Origin of the sequence: Pseudocitrobacter corydidari (assembly GCF_021172065.1) — a bacterium.
Classification (GTDB): Bacteria; Pseudomonadota; Gammaproteobacteria; order Enterobacterales; family Enterobacteriaceae; genus Pseudocitrobacter; species Pseudocitrobacter corydidari.
Window position 1 is genome coordinate 4732089 of record NZ_CP087880.1, and the last position, 23520, is coordinate 4755608.

The following is a 23520-nucleotide window of genomic DNA, read 5'->3' on the forward strand; positions in this document are numbered from 1 at the left end:
GGATATGTATTCATCAATTGCACAGGCTAACGAAGCCATCATTGAACGCATTAAAGCTGCCCGCCCGCACTGGGTAGCCGTTCGCCCGGCTAAAGAGGTTGTTACGACGCTGGCTTCAGGCCGCAAGCTGCTTCACGCCGGGCCGCCAATTGCGTGGGAAGAGATGACCGGGCCGATGCGTGGCGCCTGTATTGGGGCATCGCTGTTTGAAGGCTGGGCTGCCACGGAAGAAGAGGCTGTGCGTTTGCTTGGTCAGGGCGAAGTAGAGTTTATCCCTTGTCACCATGTGGGCGCTGTAGGCCCAATGGGCGGCATTACTTCTGCAAATATGCCCGTTCTGGTGGTGAAAGATGTGGTCCATGGAAATCACGCTTGCTGCAACCTGAACGAAGGCATTGGCAAGGTGATGCGCTTTGGTGCCTACGGCGACGACGTCCAGCAACGTTTGCGCTGGATGCGCGATACCCTGGCCCCGGTACTTCAGGATGCGATTAGCAAACTGGAAAACGGCGTCGATCTCACCGCGCTGATGGCACAGGCCATCACCATGGGCGATGAATTCCATCAGCGTAATATCGCCGCTTCTTCACTGCTGCTACGCACGCTATCTCCGGCGATCGCGGGCCTGGATCGCCCTAAAGCCGAAGTCATTGAGGTATTACAGTTCCTTAGCGTTACCGATCAGTTCTTCCTTAATCTGGCGATGGCATACAGCAAGGCGGTGATGGACGCCGCAGCGGTGATTAAAGCGGGCTCGGTGGTAACGGCGATGACGCGTAACGGTCGCGACTTTGGTATACGCGTGAGCGGCACCGGCGATCGCTGGTTTACCGCGCCAGTGAATACGCCGCAGGGGCTTTTCTTCACCGGCTACAGCCAGGCGGATGCTAACCCGGATATTGGTGATAGCGCGATCACTGAAACGCTGGGTATTGGTGGTGCGGCGATGATTGCGGCACCCGGCGTAACCCGCTTTGTGGGGGCGGGGGGAATGGGTGCTGCGCTGGAGACATCCGAAGAGATGGCGGAGATTTATCTCGATCACAACCCGCTGTTCCAGATCCCTTCCTGGGATTTTAAAGGCGCATGCCTGGGGTTGGATATCCGCCGTGTCGTAGAAACGGGCATCACGCCGTTGATTAACACCGGCATTGCACACCGCGAGGCGGGGATTGGTCAGGTTGGCGCGGGCACCGTACGTGCGCCGCTGCTCTGCTTCGAGAAAGCGCTGGAAGCGCTGGCGGAGCTGCACCACATCACCGCGTAACAAGAGAAGGGGCGGCATTGCCGCCCCGGAGTGCTGCTGATGAAAATCATTAATGCTCAGGCGTGCGCCGGGTTATCTCATTTACCCGATGGTGAATGGAGGTTGCATAGCCGCTTCTCACAGGCAATAAACTACTGTCGCCCGGATGATACACTCTTAACGCTTTTTCGCTTCGGCAAAGGTATGGGCCCGGCGGGCGTATTGCTCACTACCCGTCATTTTGCCGCCTGTTCTCACCTTACGCGACTTATCAAGCAGGGCAATCTGCTTTGGGGGGCTGATATTTTGATTCGCCCGCGTCGCGTGCTTTCGTTAACCCCGGAAGTTGCTGAACTCAGGCAGGATAACGTGCATGTCTCGCCTCATCTGAGTGGTTTGTGCGGCGCGCTGAATCAGCCACTGGCAGCAATGCCGATTTTTGACCGTTTTACGCAGGAACTGGAACACTGGCTAAAGGGTGAAACGCTGGACTGGTCATGGTTGATTGGCTGCGGCCCCGGCCTGACGCCAGCCGGTGACGATATGCTAATTGGGGCGCTTGCTGTGCTGTATGCGACAGGTCACACCTCATCACCGCGTCCTTTTTTACCCCCGGCGGATCAACTCGCGCATCTCACAACTTCGGTAAGCTGTCGCTATCTTAACAGCGCACGTCACGGCACGTTTTCAACGCCAGTGTTAAGGTTGTTACGGCGCTGGCAATCCACGCGCAGCGTGCAGTATGCGGTACAGCGTTTGCTGAACGTTGGACATACTTCCGGCGCGGATACGTTACTGGGAATGGCGATGGCGCAACAGGTTTTGCGGCAATGGGAATCAAGGAGAGTGCATGCTCGATCAGGAAACAATACGCACGTTTATTCGGGTTGCTGAAACGGAGAGTTTTTCTCGTGCAGCCAGCTCGCTGCATAAAACGCCGGCAGCGATCAGCTATCGCATTAAGACGCTGGAAGAGCAGGTCGGCACGCAACTTTTTTTACGCACCACCCGCTCCGTCAGCCTCACTCGCGCCGGGCAACATTTACTCGAACACTGCCGCCAGTGGCTCAACTGGCTGGATGCCATGCCGGATGAGCTACAGCAAATCAACGCGGGCGTTGAACGACAGGTGAATATTGTTATCAATAACCTGCTATACCAACCACAGACCACGGCGGACCTGCTGACCTGGCTGCATCAACAGTTTCCTTTTACCCGCTTTCAGATTTCCCGCCAGGTCTACATGGGTGTGTGGGACTCACTGCTGTATGACGATTTTCAACTGGCGATAGGTGTCACCGGTTCAGAGTCGCTTTCCAATAATATTTCATTACTGCCGCTGGGCGATATCAGCTGGCAGTTTGTGGTGGCGGCTACCCATCCGCTTGCCACTCATCCTGCTGAGCTGCTTTCGGATGATGTGCTGCGGCGTTATCCCGCTATTAATATCGAAGATACCTCACGAACCCTGACGCGCCGCGTGGCGTGGCTACTGAGCGGACAAAAAGAGATTAAGGTGCCCGACCTCAGCACCAAACTGGCGTGTCATCTAAGCGGCCTTGGCGTCGGTTTTCTACCGGAGCGGATGTGTCGCCCCTATGTGGAATCGGGGGCGCTGGTGGCGCGTGAGGTTGCTCATCCACGCCAGCCTTCACCGCTTTCCATTGCCTGGAAGAATGCCGGCAGCGGCAAGGTAGTGAGCGAAATTGCAGAAGTTTTTAAGCAGCGAAATGCGTTAGTGAGCGGCTTCCTGCGGATGGTCGATCGCCCCGCTGGAGTCTGAATAAACCACCCTATATTCCCTGAATCATATTGAAAAATGGCATATTTGACGCTTTTTGTTTACCTTTAAATAGTCATTTTTCGTGAGAGCCAACTCACAATTTTTTATTTTCGGGGAGTTTGAATGGAAGATTTAAACGTTGTCGACAGCATCAATGGGGCGGGCACCTGGCTGGTGCGCAACCAGGCGCTGTTGCTCAGTTATGCCGTGAATATCGTCGCGGCCATCGCGATTATCATCGTCGGGATGATCATCGCGCGCCTGGTCTCTAACACCGTAAACCGTCTGATGCGTGCGCGTCATATTGACGCCACCGTGGCGGATTTCCTTTCTGCGCTGGTTCGCTATGCGATTATCGCGTTTACGCTGATTGCCGCGCTGGGACGTGTAGGCGTTCAGACCGCCTCGGTAATTGCGGTGCTGGGTGCCGCGGGCTTAGCCGTTGGTCTGGCGTTGCAAGGCTCCCTCTCCAACCTGGCGGCGGGCGTGCTGCTGGTGATGTTCCGTCCGTTCCGTGCGGGCGAGTATGTTGACCTGGGCGGCGTAGCCGGTACCGTGCTGAATGTGCAGATTTTCTCCACCACCATGCGCACCGTCGACGGTAAAATTGTGGTGATCCCGAACGGAAAAATTATTGCCGGTAATATCATTAACTTCTCCCGTGAGCCGGTGCGCCGCAACGAATTTATCATTGGCGTGGCGTATGATTCCGATATCGATCAGGTGAAATCCATTCTCACCAATATCATCCAGTCCGACGAGCGTATTTTGAAAGATCGCGAAATGACCGTGCGTCTGAATGAGCTGGGCGCATCGTCAATTAACTTTGTGGTGCGCGTCTGGAGTAACAGCGGCGACCTGCAAAACGTGTACTGGGATGTGCTGGAACGCGTTAAACGTGAGTTTGATGCCGCCGGTATTAGCTTCCCGTATCCGCAGATGGACGTTAATTTCAAACGCGTGAAAGAAGACGCTGAATAACGTTCCCTGCCGATGGCGGAGCGTTGCTCCGCCATTATTAGCCTGTCTTATAAGCGATTAAAATTATCAATTTCCGCTAATGATTATCCCGCGCTATAGTCTGCCGTAAACAGACACTGCTCAGGATAAAATCTCGTGATATCTTACTATTTTCAAGGCCTTGCACTTGGCGCTGCCATGATCCTTCCCCTCGGGCCACAGAACGCTTTTGTGATGAACCAGGGCATACGTCGTCAGTACCACATCATGATTGCGCTGCTTTGCGCCGTTAGCGATCTGCTGCTCATTTGCGCTGGCATATTTGGCGGCAGCGCATTGCTGATGCAGTCGCCGTGGCTGCTGGCGTTAGTGACCTGGGGTGGGGTGGCGTTCCTGCTGTGGTATGGCTATGGCGCATTGAAAACGGCGATGAGCAGTAATCTGGAGCTTGCCAGCGCCGAAGTGCTCAAGCAGGGCCGCTGGAAAATTGTCGCCACCATGCTGGCGGTGACCTGGCTGAATCCGCATGTTTATCTCGATACGTTTGTGGTGCTGGGCAGCCTTGGCGGACAGCTTGATGTGGAACCTAAGCGCTGGTTTGCTCTCGGCACCGTCAGCGCCTCGTTCCTGTGGTTCTTCGGCCTGGCACTGCTGGCCGCCTGGCTGGCGCCGCGTCTGCGCACCGCGAAAGCGCAGCGCATCATTAACACCCTGGTTGGTGTCGTAATGTGGTTTATCGCTTTCCAACTGGCGAAAGAGGGCATCGGGCATGTTCACGCCTTGTTCAACTAAGCGTTGTCCGATGGACTTTCGCATCTGAAGCGCTAAGCTTGGATGCGAGTACCTGTATTTTCGGGTGATAACGTAACATGGAGAGACGACAGTGAAGTTTAAAGTGATGGCGCTGACAGCATTAATGGGTTTGAGCGCGATGTCGGTACAGGCGAATGAATTACCTAACGGCCCGCATATTGTCACCTCCGGTACGGCCAGCGTAGATGCGACCCCGGATATTGCCACCCTGGCAATTGAAGTGAATATTGCTGCGAAAGATGCGGCGACGGCGAAGAAGCAGGCGGATCAGCGTGTGGCGCAGTACCTCTCCTTCCTTGAGCAAAACGGCGTAGCGAAGAAAGATATCAGCTCGGCCAATCTGCGTACTCAGCCTGATTATGACTATCAGAACGGCAAAAGCATTCTGAAAGGCTATCGCGCGGTGCGTACCGTTGAGGTGACCCTGCGTCAGCTGGATAAGCTTAATTCGCTGCTGGACGGCGCGTTGAAAGCTGGCCTGAATGAAATTCGTTCTGTGTCGCTGGGCGTGGCTCAGCCGGATGCCTACAAAGATAAAGCGCGTAAAGCGGCGATTGATGATGCGATTCATCAGGCCAAAGAACTGGCAGCAGGCTTTAACAGCAAGCTGGGGCCGGTGTATAGCGTGCGTTATCACGTGTCAAACTATCAGCCGAGCCCGATGGTTCGCATGATGAAAGCGGATGCCGCACCGGTATCAGCGGAAGAAACTTACGAACAGCCGACCATTCAGTTTGGCGACCAGGTAGACGTGGTGTTTGAGCTGCAACCGACTCAGGCGCAGCCTCAGCCAGCGGCACCTGCGAAAGCGCAATAATCGTTGATATGTCGGATGGCGTTGCACTTATCCACCCTACGCATTATTACAGGTAGGCCGGATAAGCGCAGCGTCATCCGGCGTTTACCTTCAATCCTGTCTCAATACCCGACGCCCGTAGGCCAGCAGCGCATCCGTCACATTGCGCATCATGCGGCTTTCCGGCGCGAAGCGGTGCCAGTACAGCATCCGACGCTGGAACAGACCTGGTGTCAGGTCAATCAGCTCACCCGAAGCCAATTCTTTCTCAATCTGCAAATGCGGGATCATGCAGCAGGTCGTTCCCTGACGCGCCAGTTGCACAAACGCTTCTGAAGAATTCACGATATGACACGGCACGCTGCCCGGCGGCAAATCAAAGTTTTGTTGCAGGAAGGCCTGATGCATATCGTCGAGATGGTCGAACGCCACGGCAGGTGCTTTGAGCAGCGCTGAACGCGTTACGCCATTCGGGAAATAGCGCTCGGCAAACGCTTTTGAACCCACAAACAGATAGTCCAGCGCGCCTAACTGATCGACCAGGCAGCTTGGTAGCGCCTGCGGTTGGATACTCACCGCGCCAACCACTTCACCGCGACGCAAGCGTTCTTGTGTGCGCGTTTCATCCTCTACCTGCAAGTTCAGGCGAATAGGCGAGTTAACCAGCACATCGGCAAGCGCAGGCAGTAGCCAGGTCGCCAGACTGTCGGCGTTGACCGCCAGCGACAGTAGCAGCGGCGTGGAACCTGTTTGCTCATCGCCCAGCCACTCGTCTTCCAGCAGCTCAACCTGACGCAGCAGCGCTAGCAGCTTTTGCCCTTGTTCTGTCGGGCGTGGCGGAACGGTTCGCACCAGCAACGGTTGCCCGAACATATTTTCCAGTTGTTTAATTCTCTGCGACACGGCTGACTGGGTGATGCAAAGCTTTTGCGCTGCGCGCTCAAAGCCGCGTTCCCGGATAACCGCATCCAGCGCCTGTAATGTTCTGTAGTCAGGACGTTTCATTGCGTTGAGGGGCTCCTCTAAAATCGTTATCTCGCACTATGACATAAATTGCAGGCAGATACAGACGAAATTGGTGTCTGGCGCAATGCGACAACCCGCGCATATGTTCTATAATGCGGCAAATATCATTACAGCACGGGCAATAATCATGACGCAGGATGAACTGAAAAAAGCAGTAGGCTGGGCGGCGCTTCAATATGTACAACCGGGCACCATCGTCGGTGTGGGCACGGGCTCTACCGCCGCGCACTTTATCGATGCGCTGGGTACCATGAAAGGGCAGATTGAAGGCGCGGTATCCAGCTCGGATGCTTCTACCGAGAAACTGAAAAGCCTGGGGATCACCGTTTTTGACCTTAACGAAGTTGACCGTCTGGGTATCTACGTTGACGGTGCAGATGAAATCAACGGCCACATGCAGATGATCAAAGGCGGCGGTGCGGCGTTGACGCGCGAGAAGATTATTGCCTCGGTGGCTGACAAATTTATCTGCATCGCCGATGCCTCTAAACAGGTTGATATTCTTGGCAATTTCCCGCTGCCGGTTGAAGTTATCCCGATGGCGCGCAGCTGCGTGGCACGCCAACTGGTGAAGCTGGGCGGTCGTCCGGAATACCGTCAGGGCGTCGTAACCGACAACGGCAACGTGATTCTGGACGTTCATGGTCTGGAAATTCTTGATGCTGTCGCACTGGAGAACGCCATCAACGCTATTCCCGGCGTCGTGACCGTTGGATTATTCGCCAACCGTGGTGCTGATGTGGCACTCATTGGTACGGCTGATGGTGTGAAAACCATCGTGAAATGATCTGACTGGGGGAAGCTAAATTCCCCCAAAATTTTTTACCTACCTGATTTTGGTGACTTGTGTCACATTTTATAAAACCACTTCATTAACATCCCATCTAATTTCTTATGTGTAGCATTTTATGCTGACATTCTGCCCTGCGTGAAATTTCCGCATGACGCACACGCAAACGTTTAGATTGCCGCGATAGTTTTTTTTGATATGTTGCTTAGGTGAACTTTCGTTCATCACAACATCAGTAAAACAGAGACAGGGCGGGGAAATGGCTAAGGTATCACTGGAAAAAGAGAAGATTAAGTTTCTGCTGGTTGAAGGCGTACATCAGAAGGCACTGGACAGCCTTCGTGCAGCAGGTTACACCAACATTGAGTTTCACAAAGGCGCGCTGGACAGCGAGCAACTGAAAGAGTCGATCCGTGATGCCCATTTCATTGGCCTGCGCTCCCGTACGCATCTGACCGAAGAAATCTTTGCGGCGGCGGAAAAACTGGTGGCGGTAGGATGCTTCTGCATCGGTACCAACCAGGTTGACCTGAAAGCGGCGGCGAAACGCGGCGTACCGGTCTTTAACGCACCGTTCTCGAACACCCGTTCCGTGGCCGAGTTGGTGATTGGCGAACTGCTGCTGCTGCTGCGCGGCGTGCCGGAAGCGAACGCCAAAGCACACCGCGGCGTGTGGAACAAACTGGCCGTGGGCTCTTTTGAAGCGCGCGGTAAAAAGCTGGGCATTATCGGCTACGGTCATATCGGCACACAGCTGGGCATTCTGGCGGAATCGCTGGGGATGCACGTCTTCTTCTACGACATCGAAAACAAACTGCCGTTGGGCAACGCGACGCAGGTACAGCATCTTTCCGATCTGTTGAATATGAGCGACGTGGTGAGTCTGCACGTGCCGGAAAACGCCTCCACCAAAAACATGATGGGCGTGGAAGAACTGGCGCTGATGAAGCCGGGTTCACTGCTGATTAACGCCTCTCGCGGCACCGTTGTGGACATCCCGGCGCTGTGCGATGCGCTGGCGCGTAAACACCTGGCGGGGGCTGCGATCGACGTCTTCCCAACCGAACCGGCGACCAACAGCGACCCGTTCACCTCGCCGCTGTGCGAATTTGATAACGTGATCCTGACGCCGCACATCGGTGGTTCCACTCAGGAAGCGCAGGAAAATATCGGCCTGGAAGTGGCGGGTAAACTGGCGAAATACTCCGATAACGGCTCAACCCTTTCTGCGGTGAACTTCCCGGAAGTCTCGCTGCCGATTCACGGCGGCCGTCGCCTGCTGCACATCCACGAAAACCGTCCAGGCGTACTGACCGCCATCAACCAGATCTTCGCTGAGCAGGGCGTCAACATTGCCGCACAGTACCTGCAAACCACGCCGCAGATGGGCTATGTGGTTATCGATATCGAAGCGGAAGAAGACGTGGCGCAGAAAGCGCTGCAAAGCATGAAAGCGATTCCGGGCACGGTTCGCGCACGCATGCTGTTCTGATTACTCTTCTCTAACGGGCGGGCCGCTGGCCTGCTCGTTCTTTCCCGCTCATCCGCTGCTGTTTTCCATTCTGAAGCGTATGTAACACCCTTTGCGAAGCGAGTCGTAAAAGGCAACTAAACCCGTGCGACGGCGTTTTTGCGCGCGTAAGAAAGATTAGGATAGGGGCAGCATGATGCTAAAACGGGAAAGCCCCTACCGAAGCAGGGGCTCTGATAAGGAAAGGGACGATGATGAGCTACGTCATCATGCTGCTGATTCTGTTAATAATCGCTTTCCCGGCATATTAACAAAGACGCAGGAGGGAGGTTCGCCTCCCTCACCCTTTACCGTGGAATGTAGGTCAAAAAAACGGCGGTGTCAATCGGTGGAAATCTGTGCCGTAAGACGTCGTCACATCACGTTATAAGCTTTCTGAAACGTATGTAAATCACTTTGCGAAGCGAGTCGTAAAAGGCAACTAAAGCCGTGCGACGGCGTTTTTGTGTGCGTAAGAAAGATTAGGATAGGGGCAGCATGATGCTAAAACGGGAAAGCCCCTACCGAAGCAGGGGCTCAAAGGAGAAGGGTTATGATGAAGTTAGTCATCATCCTGGTTATTCTGTTGATAATAAGCCCGGCAGCTTTCTAAACAGAGTCCCAGAGGGAGGAGCAATCCTCCCTTACCCTTACTCACTAAATTAGGTCAAAGAATCAGCAAAGTCAATCGGGGCGGAGTGGGAAACTTCGCCCTACCACACCCAGGTTTTTGACGGCGTCACCACTGCCGGCAGCGGGATATCCCACTCTTCAACCGGCAAGCGTTCCACCCGCTGACAATCGTGCGCGTAGCCTACCGGGCTGATGCCATGCTGCTGCCAGTTTTGTAGGGTGCGATCGTAAAACCCGCCGCCCATCCCCAGCCGTTGCCCTTGCTCATCGAAAGCCACCAGCGGCGTAATCAGCACATCCAGTTTGCTCAGGGGAAGAACATTACGCACATCCAGTTTAGGTTCGTGAATTTTAAGACGGTTTACCACCAGTTCGCTGTGCGGATGGTAATGCAGAAACAGCAGGTTTCCTGGGCTGAAGGGATGAAGCACCGGCAGATAAACGCGTTTGCCCGCTCGCCAGAGTTGTTCTATTAGCGGTTGAGTGTCGAGCTCGCCATCAAAGGACAAAAACAGCGCGACCGTATGCGCCATGACCATGGGCGGATACGCCATCATGCGGGTTGCGGCCTGCTCGCCAAAATCGATTTGCTGCTGTTCTGTTAGCTCGCGACGCCGTTGCCGAATCATCTTGCGGATGTCTTGTCGGGTGAGGGCGAGTTCAGGAAGTTGTGTCATAGGGATTGGTAGTAAAAGAAGGGGAATCTCCGAGATGCCGCCGCAGGCTGTAACCCTTGAACCCTTGGTTCAAGGTGAATGTGTCGTCACAGTTTTAAGGCTTCTCGGACGGGCCGAGCATGCTCACCAACCATGGAGCGCCACATTCTTGTGGTATGAAATATCGGCTCAGGGGACTGGCCCGCTTGCGAACATCTCAGAGAAATTTTGTCTTCACAGTCACTCTACCACAGTAAACTGCAAAGTGTTATTCAAAGTTTTGCCCTGACTTTTCGGAGGTGCGACCCTGGTCAAGCAATGCCTGTTCAATGGTCTGCTGAAGCATCCGAATGCGCTGCTCCATACTGGAAGCGTAGTCGCGCGTCTTGGACTTTTCCTGAGTTAATTCATAGCTGATGTTCAACGCGGCGATGAAAACCAGCTGCTCAGTATTTGTGACTCTAGTGCGTTCTTTCAGATCTTGCAACCGCTGATTCAGATCGTCCGCAGCCTGATTCAAAGCATCCCTTTGTTCAGGCGGGCAATTCACGCGAAGCGAACGGCCAAAAATGTGAATATCGACGGGTTCTGCAGACATGCCACCTTCCTGCTGATTGACTGCGCGGCCTTCACACCCAGGATGCGAAGGGGCGACACTATAGCTACCCTGGTATGAACATACAAGCCCTTTTCTGGTATCACCAGGGTCCAAAGTGGTAGCATACCATGAATATTCCTCCCAACGATGATGAATGCGCATGTCTATACAGAACGAAATGCCTGGTTACACCGACGTGAACCAGTTACTGAACCAACAAGGGGTAGGCCTGACGCCTGCGGAAATGCATGGCCTCATCAGCGGGATGCTCTGTGGCGGGAACAGCGACAGCTCCTGGCAGCCGCTGCTTCACGACCTCACCAACGAAGGACTGGCCTTCGGCCACGAGCTGGCTGAAGCGCTGCGTACCATGCATGCGGTAACCAGTGATTCGCTGGAAGACGACGGCTTTCTTTTTCAGCTTTATCTGCCTGACGGCGACGATGTCAGCGTGTTTGAACGCGCCGATGCGCTCTCTGGCTGGGTGAATCACTACCTGCTGGGGCTGGGCGTCTCGCAGCCGAAGCTGGATAAAGTGAAAGGCGAAACCGGGGAAGCGATTGACGATCTGCGTAATATTGCACAACTGGGCTACGACGAAGACGAAGATCAGGAAGAGCTGGAGATGTCGCTGGAAGAAATTATCGAGTACGTGCGCGTTGCGGCGCTGCTGTGCCACGATACCTTCACGCGCCCGCAGCCGACTGCGCCGGAAGTGCAAAAGCCAACGTTACACTAATTATTCAGGGTTGCGTTCTGCCGGGTTTGCCCGATGGCGCTGCGCTTATCGGGCCTACAAGGTGATGTCGTCGAACGTAGGTCGGATAAGACGTAGCCGCCATCCGACAAACCGTCCGCATTTTACGTATTAAGGAGATGTCATGACACAGCAAGAGTTTCTCCGTCGCCGTCAGGCACTGCTGGCGCAAATGCAGCCAGGCAGCGCGGCGCTGATTTTTGCCGCGCCGGAAGTGACCCGCAGCGCGGATTCCGAGTATCCCTATCGCCAGAGCAGCGATTTCTGGTACTTCACGGGCTTTAACGAGCCGGAAGCCTTGCTGGTGCTGATTAAAAGCGATGACACTCACAATCACAGCGTGCTGTTTAACCGCGTGCGCGACCTGACGGCGGAGATCTGGTTTGGTCGCCGCCTGGGTCAGGATGCGGCTCCGGAAAAACTGGGCGTTGACCGCGCGCTGGCCTTCAGCGAAATCAACCAGCAGTTGTTCCAGTTGCTCAACGGGCTGGATACGATTTATCACGCGCAGGGTGAATACGCCTGGGCTGATGAAATCGTCTTCACCGCCATGGACAAACTGCGTAAAGGTTCGCGTCAGAATCTGGTGGCTCCGTCCACGGTGATTGACTGGCGCCCGCTGGTGCACGAAATGCGCCTGTTCAAATCGGAAGAAGAGATTGCCGTGATGCGTCGGGCCGGCGAAATTACCGCGCTTGCCCACACGCGTGCGATGGAAAAATGCCAGCCGGGGATGTTCGAGTATCAGCTCGAAGGGGAAATTCTGCATGAGTTTACCCGCCACGGTGCGCGCTACCCGTCTTACAACACGATTGTTGGCGGCGGCGAAAACGGCTGCATTCTGCACTACACCGAAAACGAATCTGAACTGCGCGATGGCGAACTGGTGCTGATTGACGCCGGTTGCGAATACAAAGGCTACGCCGGTGATATCACCCGTACCTTCCCGGTGAACGGCAAGTTTACCCCGGCGCAGCGCGCCATTTATGACATTGTGCTGGAATCGCTGGAAACCTCGCTCAAACTCTATCGTCCAGGCACCTCTATACAGGAAGTGACCGGCGAAGTGGTGCGCATCATGATTACCGGACTGCGCGATCTGGGTATTCTGCACGGTGAGGTCGATGAACTTATCGCGGAAAACGCCCATCGCCCGTATTTCATGCACGGCCTGAGCCACTGGCTGGGGCTGGATGTGCATGACGTCGGCGTTTATGGCGTGGACCGCTCGCGCGTACTGGAACCGGGCATGGTGTTAACCGTGGAGCCTGGCCTGTATATCGCGCCAGATGCGGACGTTCCGGCGGAGTATCGCGGCATTGGTATTCGTATCGAAGATGACATTCTGATAACCGCAGACGGTAATGAAAACCTGACCGCCTCGGTGGTTAAACGCGCGGACGATATTGAAGCGCTGATGGCGGCGGCGCGTCGCTCATGAGCCTGATTATTGTCGGTGGTGGGATGACCGGCGCGACGCTTGCGCTGGCGGTGTCGCAGATGACCGGCGGGCGCTTGCCCGTGCATCTGATTGAAGCGGCGGAAGTCGATTCTTTGCAACATCCGGGTTTTGATGCCAGGGCGATTGCGCTGGCGGCGGGCACCTGTCAGCAACTGGCGAAAGTCGGTATCTGGCAGGCGATATCGAACTGTGCGACGGCAATTCATACCGTTCACGTCAGCGATCGCGGCCATGCCGGGTTTGTCACGCTGGAAGCAGAAGATTATCGCCTGCCAGCACTGGGCAACGTGGTCGAACTGCATGATGTCGGGCAACGCCTTTTCGCGCTGCTGCGTAAAGCGCCTGGCGTGACGCTGCATTGCCCGGCGCGCGTTTCCCGCGTCAATCGCACTCAGGATGCCGTGAGCGTCACGCTGGAAAGCGGCGAGACAATCAACGGGCAGATGCTGGTGGCAGCCGACGGCTCCCGCTCGGCGCTGGGTGAACAGTGCGGCATTAGCTGGCAACAAGAACCGTATCAACAGCTTGCCGTTATCGCCAACGTCACCACTGCCGAGCCACATCAGGGGCGCGCATTTGAACGCTTCACCGCGAATGGCCCGCTGGCGATGCTGCCGATGTCACAAGGGCGCTGCTCGCTGGTGTGGTGCCATGCGCTGGAGAATCGTGATGAGGTGATGGGCTGGTCGGACGAACGTTTTTGCAATGAGCTTCAGCAGGCGTTTGGCTGGCGCCTGGGGCGCATCACGCAGGCTGGCGCACGTAGTGCGTACCCGTTGTCTCTCACCACGGCGATGCGGGCGGTATCACACCGTCTGGCGCTTGTTGGCAATGCCGCACAGACGCTGCATCCGATTGCCGGGCAGGGCTTCAACCTTGGCCTGCGCGATGTCATGTCGCTGGCGGAACTGCTGGCGCAGGCGCATAACGCGGGTCAGGACATCGGCAGCTATGGGCTGCTGTGTCGTTATCAACGTCAGCGCGCGGACGATAAAGCCGCCACTATCGGCGTGACCGATGGTTTAGTGCATCTGTTTGCCAACCGTTGGGCCCCGCTGGTTGTCGGGCGCAATGTCGGTTTAATGGCGATGGAATTATTTACCCCGGCACGCGATGTGCTGGCGCAGCGTACGCTGGGCTGGGTAGCCCGTTAAGGAGTCAATGTGCAGAGTGTAGATGTCGCTATCGTTGGCGGTGGAATGGTGGGCCTGGCGGTTGCCTGTGGTTTACAGGGCAGCGGGCTGCGCGTCGCGGTGCTGGAACAAGCGTTGCCCCAGCCGCTGGCTGCGGATGCGCCCCCGGCGTTGCGCGTGTCGGCAATCAATGCCGGCAGCGAAAAATTACTCACAAAGCTGGATGTATGGTCCGCGATTCTTGCCCATCGCGCCAGCCGCTATCACGGCATGGAAGTGTGGGATAAAGACAGCTTCGGGCGCATCGCCTTTGATGATAAAAGCCTGGGTTACGGTCATCTCGGCCATATCGTTGAGAACGCGGTGATCCACAATGCGTTGTGGGAAAAAGCACAGCGTTGTCAGGATATTACGTTAATCGCTCCCGCTGAGCTTCAGCAGGTTGCCTGGGGCGAGAACGACGCGTTTCTGACGCTGAAAGATGGCGCAATGCTAACGGCGCGTCTGGTGGTGGGGGCCGATGGCGCAAACTCCTGGCTGCGTAATAAAGCGGATATCCCGTTAACCTTCTGGGATTATAAACATCACGCGCTGGTGGCGACCATTCGCACCGAGGAACCGCATGATGCCATCGCCCGTCAGGCCTTCCATGGCGAAGGCATTCTGGCTTTTCTGCCGCTTTCTGACCCACATCTTTGCTCAATTGTCTGGTCGCTGTCGCCGCAGGAAGCTGAACGGATGCAGCAGGCCGATGAGCCTACTTTTACCAAAGCGCTCAACATCGCTTTCGACAATCGTCTCGGTTTGTGTACGCTTGAGAGCGAGCGTCAGGTTTATCCGCTGACCGGGCGTTACGCGCGTCAGTTCGCCGCGCACCGTCTGGCGTTAGTTGGCGATGCAGCGCATACCATTCATCCGCTGGCGGGGCAGGGCGTTAACCTGGGCTTTATGGATGCGGCGGAACTGATTGATGAAGTGCGTCGTCTGCACGCGCAGGGTAAAGATATCGGACAGCATTTCTATCTGCGCCGCTATGAGCGCAGCCGTAAACACAGCGCCGCGATGATGCTGGCCGGTATGCAGGGGTTCCGCGAGCTTTTCGCCGGGGAGAACCCGGCGAAAAAACTGCTGCGCGATATCGGCCTGAAACTGGCGGATACCCTGCCCGGTATTAAACCGCAACTGATTCGTCAGGCCATGGGTCTGAATGACCTCCCGGAGTGGCTTCGTTAACTGCGTCACACTTCTTCTCCCGGCGCTCTGCCGGGAGAACGTTCCTCTCGTTTGAAATATTCTAATTTCACGCCTTTTTTCGCATTAGTTTTTCTAATTCAGCGTTTTTGAGATAACGAAAAACACGCCTCGTTTTCCGCACTAAATATGGTTTTATGCTAAATGCTCGCGCATGAATGTTAATTATATGTGGTGTTATTCGCATTTTTATAGCGAATAACTCTGTAAGCTTTTGGGCTGATTTTGACCATAAGCTAATCTGATGACCCGTCTTTGCTTATGGTTTACCGCCGATTTCGGTGGTAAGTTCAGGCAAAAGAGAACGTTTGCGTCGGGGCCTGTTCGCGGTGTCGACGCCGGGTTTTTGAAATGGAAAGTGGTTGGCTTTGCTTACTCAACGAGGACAAGATGGCACAACAAACGCCTTTGTATGATCAACACGTTCAGTGCGGCGCACGCATGGTGGATTTCCACGGCTGGATGATGCCGCTGCATTACGGCTCGCAAATTGACGAGCACCACGCGGTGCGCACTGATGCCGGGATGTTTGATGTGTCGCACATGACCATCGTCGACCTGCACGGCAGCCGCACCCGCGAGTTTCTGCGCTATCTGCTGGCAAACGACGTTGCCAAACTGACGAAACCCGGCAAAGCGCTTTATAGCGGCATGCTAAATGCCTCGGGCGGCGTGATTGACGACCTTATCGTCTACTACCTCACCGAAGATTATTTCCGCCTCGTTGTAAACTCCGCCACCCGCGAAAAAGACCTCTCCTGGATCACCCAACACGCTGAACCTTTCGCCATTGAAATCACCGTTCGTGATGACCTGTCGCTGATTGCGGTGCAGGGGCCAAATGCCAAAGCAAAAGCCGAAACCCTGTTTAGCGATGAACAGCGTCAAGCCGTTGAAGGCATGAAGCCGTTCTTTGGCGTACAGACGGGCGATTTGTTTGTGGCCACCACTGGCTATACCGGTGAAGCAGGATACGAAATTGCGATGCCGCGCGAAAAAGCCGCCGATTTTTGGCGCGCGTTGGTTGAAGCGGGTGTAAAACCGTGTGGTCTGGGCGCGCGCGATACGCTGCGTCTGGAAGCCGGGATGAATTTATACGGCCAGGAGATGGATGAAGGTATCTCTCCGCTGGCGGCCAACATGGGCTGGACCATTGCCTGGGAGCCTGCCGACCGCGACTTTATCGGTCGTGAAGCGCTGGAGATGCAGCGTGAAAAAGGCACCGAGCAACTGGTTGGCCTGGTGATGACCGAAAAAGGCGTGCTGCGTGGCGAACTGCCGGTGCGTTTCACCGACGCTCACGGCAACGCGCTGGAAGGCGTGATCACCAGCGGGACATTCTCCCCGACGCTCGGTCACAGTATCGCGCTGGCACGCGTGCCAGAAGGCATTGGCGAGACGGCCATCGTGCAGATTCGTAACCGTGAAATGCCGGTAAAAGTCACCAAACCTGTTTTTGTGCGTAACGGCAAAGCCGTCGCGTAATTCCCCCCTTTTCTGGAGATTTTTTGATGAGCAACGTACCCGCAGAACTGAAATACAGCAAAGAACACGAATGGCTGCGTAAAGAAGCTGATGGCTCTTACACCGTGGGCATCACCGAACACGCGCAGGAATTACTGGGCGATATGGTGTTTGTTGACCTGCCTGACGTCGGCGCGACCGTTGCCGCGGGCGATGACTGCGCGGTAGCGGAATCCGTTAAAGCGGCGTCCGACATCTACGCGCCAATCAGCGGTGAAATCGTCGCGGTTAATGATGAACTGAGCGACTCGCCGGAGCTGGTCAACAGCGAGCCGTACGCGGGCGGCTGGATCTTCAAAATCAAAGCCAGTGATGAAGCGGAAGTTGCCGCGCTGCTGGATGCGACGGCGTATGCCGCATTACTGGAAGACGAATAATGTTGTGCCGGATGGCGCTGCGCTTATCCGGCCTACAGGTCAAAGCCAGGCCCGGTAAGCGTTAGCGCCGCCGGGCAATATCAGCAAGACAATTACGATTCACCGCACGTTTCAGGAACCATCGCTCATGACACAGACTTTAAGCCAGCTTGAAAACCGTGATGCTTTTATCGAACGTCACATCGGGCCGGACGCTCAGCAACAGCAGGAGATGCTGAAAACGGTTGGCGCGGATTCATTAACTGCACTGATTTCCCAAATCGTGCCGAAAGATATCCAGCTTGCCACCCCGCCGCAGGTGGGCGACGCGACGACAGAATTCGCCGCACTGGCGGAGCTGAAAGCGATTGCCGGACGTAACAAGCGCTTTAAGTCTTACATTGGCATGGGCTATACCGGCGTCCAGCTGCCGCCGGTAATCCAGCGCAATATGCTGGAAAACCCGGGCTGGTATACCGCATACACCCCTTATCAACCGGAAGTCTCGCAGGGCCGCCTTGAGTCGTTGCTGAACTTCCAGCAGGTGACGCTGGATCTGACCGGTCTGGATATCGCCTCCGCTTCTCTGCTGGACGAAGCCACTGCCGCCGCCGAAGCGATGGCGATGGCAAAACGCGTCAGCAAACTGAAAAACGCCAACCGGTTCTTCGTGGCTGCCGATGTGCATCCGCAGACGCTGGATGTGGTGCGCACCCGTGCAGAAACCTTTGGTTTTGACGTGATTGTTGATGATGCCAGCAAAGCGCTGGATCACCAGGACGTCTTCGGTGTGCTGTTGCAGCAAGTGGGCACCACTGGCGAAGTTCACGATTACACCTCGCTGATGGCTGAACTGAAATCCCGCAAAGTCGTTGTAAGCGTTGCCGCTGATTTTATGGCGCTGGTGCTGTTAACCGCACCGGGTAAGCAGGGCGCAGACATTGTTTTCGGCTCTGCTCAACGCTTCGGCGTGCCGATGGGCTACGGTGGCCCACACGCGGCGTTCTTTGCCGCGAAAGACGAATTTAAACGCTCCATGCCGGGCCGTATTATCGGCGTATCGAAAGATGCGGCAGGTAATACCGCGCTGCGCATGGCGATGCAGACCCGCGAGCAGCATATCCGCCGCGAGAAAGCGAACTCTAACATTTGTACTTCTCAGGTTCTGCTGGCGAACATTGCCAGCCTGTATGCCGTCTTCCATGGACCGGTTGGCCTGAAACGTATCGCCAATCGTATTCACCGCCTGACCGATATTCTGGCTGCTGGCCTGCAGCAGAAAGGGCAGAAACTGCGCTTTACGCACTTCTTCGATACCCTGTGTGTAGAGGTGGCAGATAAAGCCAGCGTGCTGGCGCGTGCCGAAGCGGCAGAAATCAATCTGCGCAGCGATATCCACAACGCGGTGGGCATCACGCTTGATGAAACCACCACCCGTGACGATGTACTGAAGCTGTTCAGCGTGATCTTCGGTGACAACCACGGCCTGAATATCGACACGCTGGATAAAGACGTGGCGCTCGATAGCCGTTCGATCCCGGCGGCGATGCTGCGCGATGACGCGATCCTGACTCATCCGGTGTTTAACCGCTACCACAGCGAAACCGAGATGATGCGCTATATGCACTCGCTGGAGCGTAAAGATCTGGCGCTGAACCAGGCGATGATCCCGCTGGGCTCCTGCACCATGAAACTGAACGCGGCCGCCGAGATGATCCCGATCACCTGGCCTGAATTTGCTGAACTGCACCCGTTCTGCCCGGCAGAGCAGGCGGAAGGGTATCATCAGATGATCGGTCAGCTTTCGGACTGGCTGGTGAAACTGACCGGTTACGACGCGGTTTGCATGCAGCCGAACTCCGGCGCGCAGGGTGAATACGCGGGCCTGCTGGCGATCCGCCACTATCACGAAAGCCGCAATGAAGGCCATCGCGATGTGTGTCTGATCCCGGCATCCGCGCACGGTACTAACCCGGCTTCCGCACAGATGGCGGGTATGCAGGTTGTCGTGGTGGCCTGTGATAAACAGGGCAACATCGACCTGGCGGATCTGCGCGCGAAAGCCGAGCAGCACGGCGAAAGCCTCTCCTGCATCATGGTGACCTACCCGTCCACGCACGGCGTGTATGAAGAGACGATCCGTGAAGTGTGCGAAATCGTGCATCAGTTTGGCGGCCAGGTTTACCTTGATGGCGCGAACATGAACGCACAGGTCGGTATCACCTCGCCGGGCTTTATCGGCGCAGATGTCTCGCACCTTAACCTGCATAAAACCTTCTGCATTCCGCACGGCGGCGGCGGCCCGGGTATGGGGCCGATTGGCGTGAAAGCGCATCTGGCGCCGTTTGTTCCGGGCCACAGCGTGGTGCAGATTGAAGGCATGCTGACTCGCCAGGGCGCGGTTTCTGCCGCTCCGTTCGGTAGCGCCTCTATTCTACCAATCAGTTGGATGTACATCCGCATGATGGGCGCAGAAGGGCTGAAGCAGGCAAGCCAGGTGGCGATTCTGAATGCCAACTACATTGCCAGCCGCCTGAAAGATGCGTTCCCGGTGCTGTATACCGGCCGTGAAGGTCACGTGGCGCACGAATGTATTCTCGATATTCGTCCGCTGAAAGAAGAAACCGGCATCAGCGAACTGGATATTGCTAAGCGTCTGATCGACTACGGTTTCCACGCGCCGACCATGTCCTTCCCGGTTGCGGGTACGCTGATGGTTGAGCCGACGGAATCGGAAAGCAAAGTGGAGCTGGACCGCTTTATCGATGCGATGCTGGCTATCCGTGCGGAAATTGACCGTGTTAAAGCGGGCGAGTGGACGCTGGAAGATAACCCGCTGGTGAACGCTCCGCACACCCAGAACGAGCTGGTCTCTGAGTGGAATCACGGTTACAGCCGCGAAGTGGCGGTCTTCCCGGCAGGCGTGGAGAACAAATACTGGCCGACCGTGAAACGTCTGGATGACGTCTATGGTGACCGCAATCTGTTCTGCTCCTGCGTGCCGATGAGCGAATACCAGTAAGTTATTCGGCTATGCTTTTAAGGGCGCTTCGGCGCCCTTTTTTATGGGAGAGAGTGATGGGAATTGCACTGGTAACCGGCGCGAGCCGCGGAATTGGCAGGGCTACTGCGCTGCAACTGGCGCAGGAAGGGTACAGCGTTGCCGTCAACTATCGGCATAACGTGCAGGCGGCAGCCGACGTGGTGCGCGAGATAACCGAAGCCGGTGGCGAGGCCTTCGCCCTGCGTGCTGACATCAGCGATGAATCGCAGGTAGTGGCGATGTTTGAGGCTATAGACAAGCACAATCAGCCGCTGGTGGCGCTGGTGAACAACGCGGGCATTCTGTTTCAGCAAAGCCGCGTGGAAGCGCTGACGGCAGACCGCATCAACCGCGTGCTGGCGACCAACGTGACAGGGTTTTTCCTCTGTTGTCGTGAAGCGGTTAAACGGATGGCGCATCAGCATGGCGGCGTGGGCGGGGCAATCGTGAACGTCTCTTCTGCGGCGGCGCGGTTGGGCGCGCCGGGCGAGTATGTGGATTATGCGGCGTCGAAAGGGGCGGTGGATACCTTAACCACCGGGCTGGCACTGGAAGTCGCGGCGCAGGGGATTCGGGTAAACGGTGTAAGGCCAGGGTTTATCTACACCGAAATGCACGCCGATGGCGGCGAGCCGGGGCGGGTTGACCGGGTGAAATCGGTGTTGCCGATGCAGCGAGGTGGCCAGCCGGAAGAGGTCGCGCAGGCGATTGTCTGGCTGTTAAGCGATAAAGCGTCGTATGTGACGGGGAGTTTCCTCGAACTGGCGGGCGGGAAGTAGTTTGTTGTCGGGTGGCGGCTGCGCCTTACCCGACCTACACACGAGTCTGTAGGCCGGATAAGGCGTTTACGTCGCTATCCGGAAAAATTAAAGCGTCTCGCCGTTGCTGGCAATCACCGCTTTGTACCACGCAAAACTCTTCTTGCGTGAGCGCGACATATCGCCAGTGCCGTCGTCGTGCTTGTTGACGTAAATAAAACCGTAGCGCTTGCTGTACTGGCCGGTGGTGAACGACACACAGTCGATGCAGCCCCATGGCGTGTAGCCCATTAAATCTACGCCATCGTAGGTCACCGCTTTCATCATCTCTTCAACGTGCGCGCGCAGGTAGTCGATGCGATAGTCATCGTTGATGCTGCCGTCTTCTTCCACTTTGTCGTACGCGCCGAAGCCGTTTTCGACAATAAACAGCGGTTTCTGGTAACGTTCATACAGCTCGCACAGGGAGTAACGCAGACCCACCGGGTCAATCTGCCAGCCCCAGTCGGACGCCTTCACGTGCGGGTTTGGCACGCTGCCTTCGAAGCCGGAAATAGCATCGCCGCTGCCGCCTTCGGCTTTAACCGCGTTGGTCATGTAGTAGCTGAAACCGAGATAGTCGCAGGTGCCTTCGCGCAGAATGGCGTCGTCGCCGTCTTCCATTTTGATGGTAAAGCCTCGGCGTTCCCACTCGTTCAGAACGTAGGACGGGTAGTAGCCGCGCAGTTGAACGTCGGTAAAGACATAACGTTCACGCATCGACTCCTGGGCAAACATCACGTCTTCTGGTTTGCAAGAGAACGGATAGAGCGCCACCATCGCCAGCATGCAGCCGACTTTCATTTCCGGGTTGATGCGACGCGCCGCTTTCACCGCCAGCGCGCTGGCGACGAACTGGTGATGCAGCACCTGATACATGGTCTCTTCCGGGTTTTCATGCTCGGTGTAGACCACGCCGGAACAGCAGTAACCGAACAGCGGCGCGCGCCAGTTACGCTGGTTGTTGATTTCGTTGAAGGTCATCCAGTATTTGACCTTATGCTTGTAGCGCTCGAAGACAACCTCAGAGAAACGCACAAAGAAATCAACCACTTTGCGGTTGGTCCAGCCGCCGTATTCCTGCACCAGATGCAGCGGCATCTCGAAGTGGGAGAGGGTGATAACCGGTTCGATGTTGTATTTCAGCAGCTCATCGAACATGTCGTCGTAGAATTTTAAGCCTTCTTCATTCGGCTGCGTTTCGTCGCCTTTCGGGAAGATTCGCGTCCAGGCGATAGAGGTACGGAAACATTTGAAGCCCATCTCCGCAAACAGTTTGATGTCTTCTTTGTAATGGCCGTGAAAGTCGATGGCTTCGTGGTTTGGGTAGTATTTCCCCGGCACCACTTCCTGAGTGATTTCGCGTGGTACGCCGTGTGCGCCGCCGGTCAGCACGTCGCAGATGCTCGGGCCTTTGCCGCCTTTATTCCAGCCGCCTTCAACCTGATGCGCCGCGACCGCGCCGCCCCATAAAAAATCTTTCGGTAAGGTCAGTTTTTTCATTGTTGCTATACTCACTCGTTAATGCAATTAAGGTGAGTCTAACAAAGGGTATCGAAAAGTCACGATATAACAAATATCGTGCCATGTTATATGTTACATCGAAAAAACACCCTGTATTTTATGCTAATTTCTTCGCCAGTTTACGGCCCAGAGATTCCAGAATATAAACGACCGGGATCTGCGTCGTAATATCATAGACCCCCGCAATACGCGTTTGCGGAAAATGCCAGGAGAGATTAAAGTCAGCGAGCTTCGCCAGACGGGAATGTTCGTGGCTGGTTATTGACATCACCTTGCAGCGATGCAGACTGAACTGGCTGGCAAAGCGCAGGATCTCTTCCGTTTCACCGGAAACTGAAAGCACAATTGCCAGCGCGTTTTTGGCCATGTCGTTGGTTACCGGGAAATAGGGATCATCAATGTGATTACTGAATTTACCGATATTCGAGAAAAAGCGCGCGCCATATTTCGCCAGCGAGCCCGAAGTGCCCGCGCCGACGAAAATAATACGTTCCGAAGATAATATAATATCGACGGCGTCATCGAGTAATGTATCAAATTCGTCATTGTTGACGCTTTTAAAAAAACTGATAATTTCGCTGGCACCGAAATTAGCTTGTTGCGGCTCGTTCTGCGCCAGATACAATTTAAAACGCACCCGAAATTCGGAGTAGCCATCGCAGTTGAGCTTGCGACAGAAACGCATCACCGTGGTGGTGGAGACCCCTGCCGCATCGGCCAGTTCGCGAATGGTCATGTACATCACTTTGTCGCGGTTTTTGATAACGTAGTGATAGACCATCATCTCAAGATTATTGAGGCTGGCAACGGCGGTGTGGGTAAACATGCTCACGGTGGCGATACTCGTAAAATTCATAGACCT

22 protein-coding genes and 1 other RNA gene are annotated in these 23520 nt (G+C 55.5%); 17 read left to right on the forward strand and 6 right to left on the reverse strand.

Annotated elements, in window-relative coordinates:
- Positions 1-4 precede the first annotated feature (4 nt).
- The 6 genes from G163CM_RS22105 to G163CM_RS22130 all read left to right on the forward strand — a co-directional run bounded on the left by G163CM_RS22105 (position 5) and on the right by G163CM_RS22130 (position 5619).
- Entirely contained in the window at positions 5-1267 is a 1263-nt protein-coding gene (locus G163CM_RS22105; protein ID WP_231826303.1) for a YlbE family protein, read from the forward strand.
- Positions 1268-1306: 39 nt separating this feature from the next.
- Entirely contained in the window at positions 1307-2140 is an 834-nt protein-coding gene (locus tag G163CM_RS22110; RefSeq protein WP_231826304.1) for an oxamate carbamoyltransferase subunit AllH family protein, read from the forward strand.
- Positions 2097-3029, forward strand: coding sequence for an HTH-type transcriptional activator AllS (gene allS / locus G163CM_RS22115; RefSeq protein WP_231826305.1), 933 nt, complete (start codon positions 2097-2099; stop codon positions 3027-3029). The genes G163CM_RS22110 and allS overlap by 44 nt, the downstream gene beginning before the upstream one ends.
- A 123-nt stretch (positions 3030-3152) precedes the next feature.
- Positions 3153-4010 (forward strand): small-conductance mechanosensitive channel MscS, encoded by an 858-nt coding sequence (locus G163CM_RS22120; protein WP_015963106.1) that lies wholly within the window; start codon positions 3153-3155, stop codon positions 4008-4010.
- A 135-nt stretch (positions 4011-4145) separates the two neighbouring features.
- A complete protein-coding gene (argO, locus tag G163CM_RS22125; RefSeq protein WP_015963107.1) occupies positions 4146-4781 on the forward strand; it encodes an arginine exporter ArgO in 636 nt (211 codons plus the stop codon).
- Between the two features lie 91 nt (positions 4782-4872).
- Positions 4873-5619, forward strand: a complete 747-nt coding sequence (locus tag G163CM_RS22130; RefSeq protein ID WP_015963108.1) for an oxidative stress defense protein — start codon at positions 4873-4875, stop codon at positions 5617-5619.
- Between the two features lie 90 nt (positions 5620-5709).
- Here the strand turns inward: G163CM_RS22130 and argP are convergent, their stop codons facing one another.
- Entirely contained in the window at positions 5710-6603 is an 894-nt protein-coding gene (argP, locus tag G163CM_RS22135) for a DNA-binding transcriptional regulator ArgP (protein ID WP_015963109.1), read from the reverse strand.
- 148 nt (positions 6604-6751) lie between these two features.
- Here argP and rpiA point away from each other — a divergent pair, with 148 nt between their 5' ends.
- The 3 genes from rpiA to G163CM_RS23590 all read left to right on the forward strand — a co-directional run bounded on the left by rpiA (position 6752) and on the right by G163CM_RS23590 (position 9537).
- A complete protein-coding gene (gene rpiA / locus G163CM_RS22140; protein WP_231826306.1) occupies positions 6752-7411 on the forward strand; it encodes a ribose-5-phosphate isomerase RpiA in 660 nt (219 codons plus the stop codon).
- Between the two features lie 262 nt (positions 7412-7673).
- Positions 7674-8906, forward strand: coding sequence for a phosphoglycerate dehydrogenase (gene serA, locus G163CM_RS22145; protein ID WP_015963111.1), 1233 nt, complete (start codon positions 7674-7676; stop codon positions 8904-8906).
- Between the two features lie 571 nt (positions 8907-9477).
- Positions 9478-9537: a type I toxin-antitoxin system Ibs family toxin gene (locus G163CM_RS23590; RefSeq protein WP_420851453.1), complete on the forward strand. Its 60-nt coding sequence runs from the start codon at positions 9478-9480 to the stop codon at positions 9535-9537.
- Between the two features lie 100 nt (positions 9538-9637).
- Here G163CM_RS23590 and G163CM_RS22150 read toward each other — a convergent pair whose 3' ends face one another.
- The 3 genes from G163CM_RS22150 to zapA all read right to left on the reverse strand — a co-directional run bounded on the left by G163CM_RS22150 (position 9638) and on the right by zapA (position 10811).
- The gene (locus G163CM_RS22150; protein WP_231826307.1) at positions 9638-10234 is read right to left on the reverse strand and encodes a 5-formyltetrahydrofolate cyclo-ligase; all 597 of its coding nucleotides are present in this window, start codon (positions 10232-10234) and stop codon (positions 9638-9640) included.
- Between the two features lie 22 nt (positions 10235-10256).
- Positions 10257-10440: non-coding RNA, 6S RNA (ssrS, locus tag G163CM_RS22155), on the reverse strand.
- Between the two features lie 41 nt (positions 10441-10481).
- A complete protein-coding gene (zapA, locus tag G163CM_RS22160) occupies positions 10482-10811 on the reverse strand; it encodes a cell division protein ZapA (protein WP_015963113.1) in 330 nt (109 codons plus the stop codon).
- 160 nt (positions 10812-10971) lie between these two features.
- Here zapA and G163CM_RS22165 point away from each other — a divergent pair, with 160 nt between their 5' ends.
- From G163CM_RS22165 to G163CM_RS22200, 8 genes are all read left to right on the forward strand, one after another.
- On the forward strand, positions 10972-11550 hold the full coding sequence (locus G163CM_RS22165) for a YecA/YgfB family protein (RefSeq protein ID WP_144052225.1): 579 nt from the start codon (positions 10972-10974) through the stop codon (positions 11548-11550).
- A gap of 142 nt (positions 11551-11692) precedes the next feature.
- Complete coding sequence (pepP, locus tag G163CM_RS22170; protein WP_015963115.1) at positions 11693-13009, forward strand: Xaa-Pro aminopeptidase; 1317 nt, start codon at positions 11693-11695, stop codon at positions 13007-13009.
- Positions 13006-14184, forward strand: a complete 1179-nt coding sequence (gene ubiH, locus G163CM_RS22175; protein ID WP_231826308.1) for a 2-octaprenyl-6-methoxyphenyl hydroxylase — start codon at positions 13006-13008, stop codon at positions 14182-14184. Before pepP ends, ubiH begins: the two co-directional genes overlap by 4 nt.
- A gap of 9 nt (positions 14185-14193) precedes the next feature.
- Positions 14194-15396 (forward strand): FAD-dependent 2-octaprenylphenol hydroxylase, encoded by a 1203-nt coding sequence (gene ubiI, locus G163CM_RS22180; RefSeq protein ID WP_231826309.1) that lies wholly within the window; start codon positions 14194-14196, stop codon positions 15394-15396.
- A gap of 408 nt (positions 15397-15804) precedes the next feature.
- Entirely contained in the window at positions 15805-16899 is a 1095-nt protein-coding gene (gcvT, locus tag G163CM_RS22185; RefSeq protein WP_231826310.1) for a glycine cleavage system aminomethyltransferase GcvT, read from the forward strand.
- 26 nt (positions 16900-16925) lie between these two features.
- Entirely contained in the window at positions 16926-17315 is a 390-nt protein-coding gene (gcvH, locus tag G163CM_RS22190) for a glycine cleavage system protein GcvH (protein ID WP_108475859.1), read from the forward strand.
- A 127-nt stretch (positions 17316-17442) separates the two neighbouring features.
- A complete protein-coding gene (gene gcvP / locus G163CM_RS22195) occupies positions 17443-20316 on the forward strand; it encodes an aminomethyl-transferring glycine dehydrogenase (protein WP_231826311.1) in 2874 nt (957 codons plus the stop codon).
- Positions 20317-20372: 56 nt separating this feature from the next.
- Positions 20373-21116 (forward strand): SDR family oxidoreductase, encoded by a 744-nt coding sequence (locus G163CM_RS22200; protein ID WP_015963121.1) that lies wholly within the window; start codon positions 20373-20375, stop codon positions 21114-21116.
- Between the two features lie 87 nt (positions 21117-21203).
- On the opposite strand, the gene bglA is transcribed toward G163CM_RS22200, so the two are convergent.
- Together bglA and G163CM_RS22210 are read right to left on the reverse strand one after the other, a co-directional pair.
- A complete protein-coding gene (gene bglA / locus G163CM_RS22205) occupies positions 21204-22637 on the reverse strand; it encodes a 6-phospho-beta-glucosidase BglA (protein WP_231826312.1) in 1434 nt (477 codons plus the stop codon).
- 118 nt (positions 22638-22755) lie between these two features.
- Positions 22756-23484 carry a MurR/RpiR family transcriptional regulator gene (locus G163CM_RS22210; protein ID WP_231828411.1) on the reverse strand — a complete coding sequence of 243 codons (729 nt, stop codon included), beginning with the start codon at positions 23482-23484 and terminating at the stop codon, positions 22756-22758.
- Positions 23485-23520: the final 36 nt, after the last annotated feature.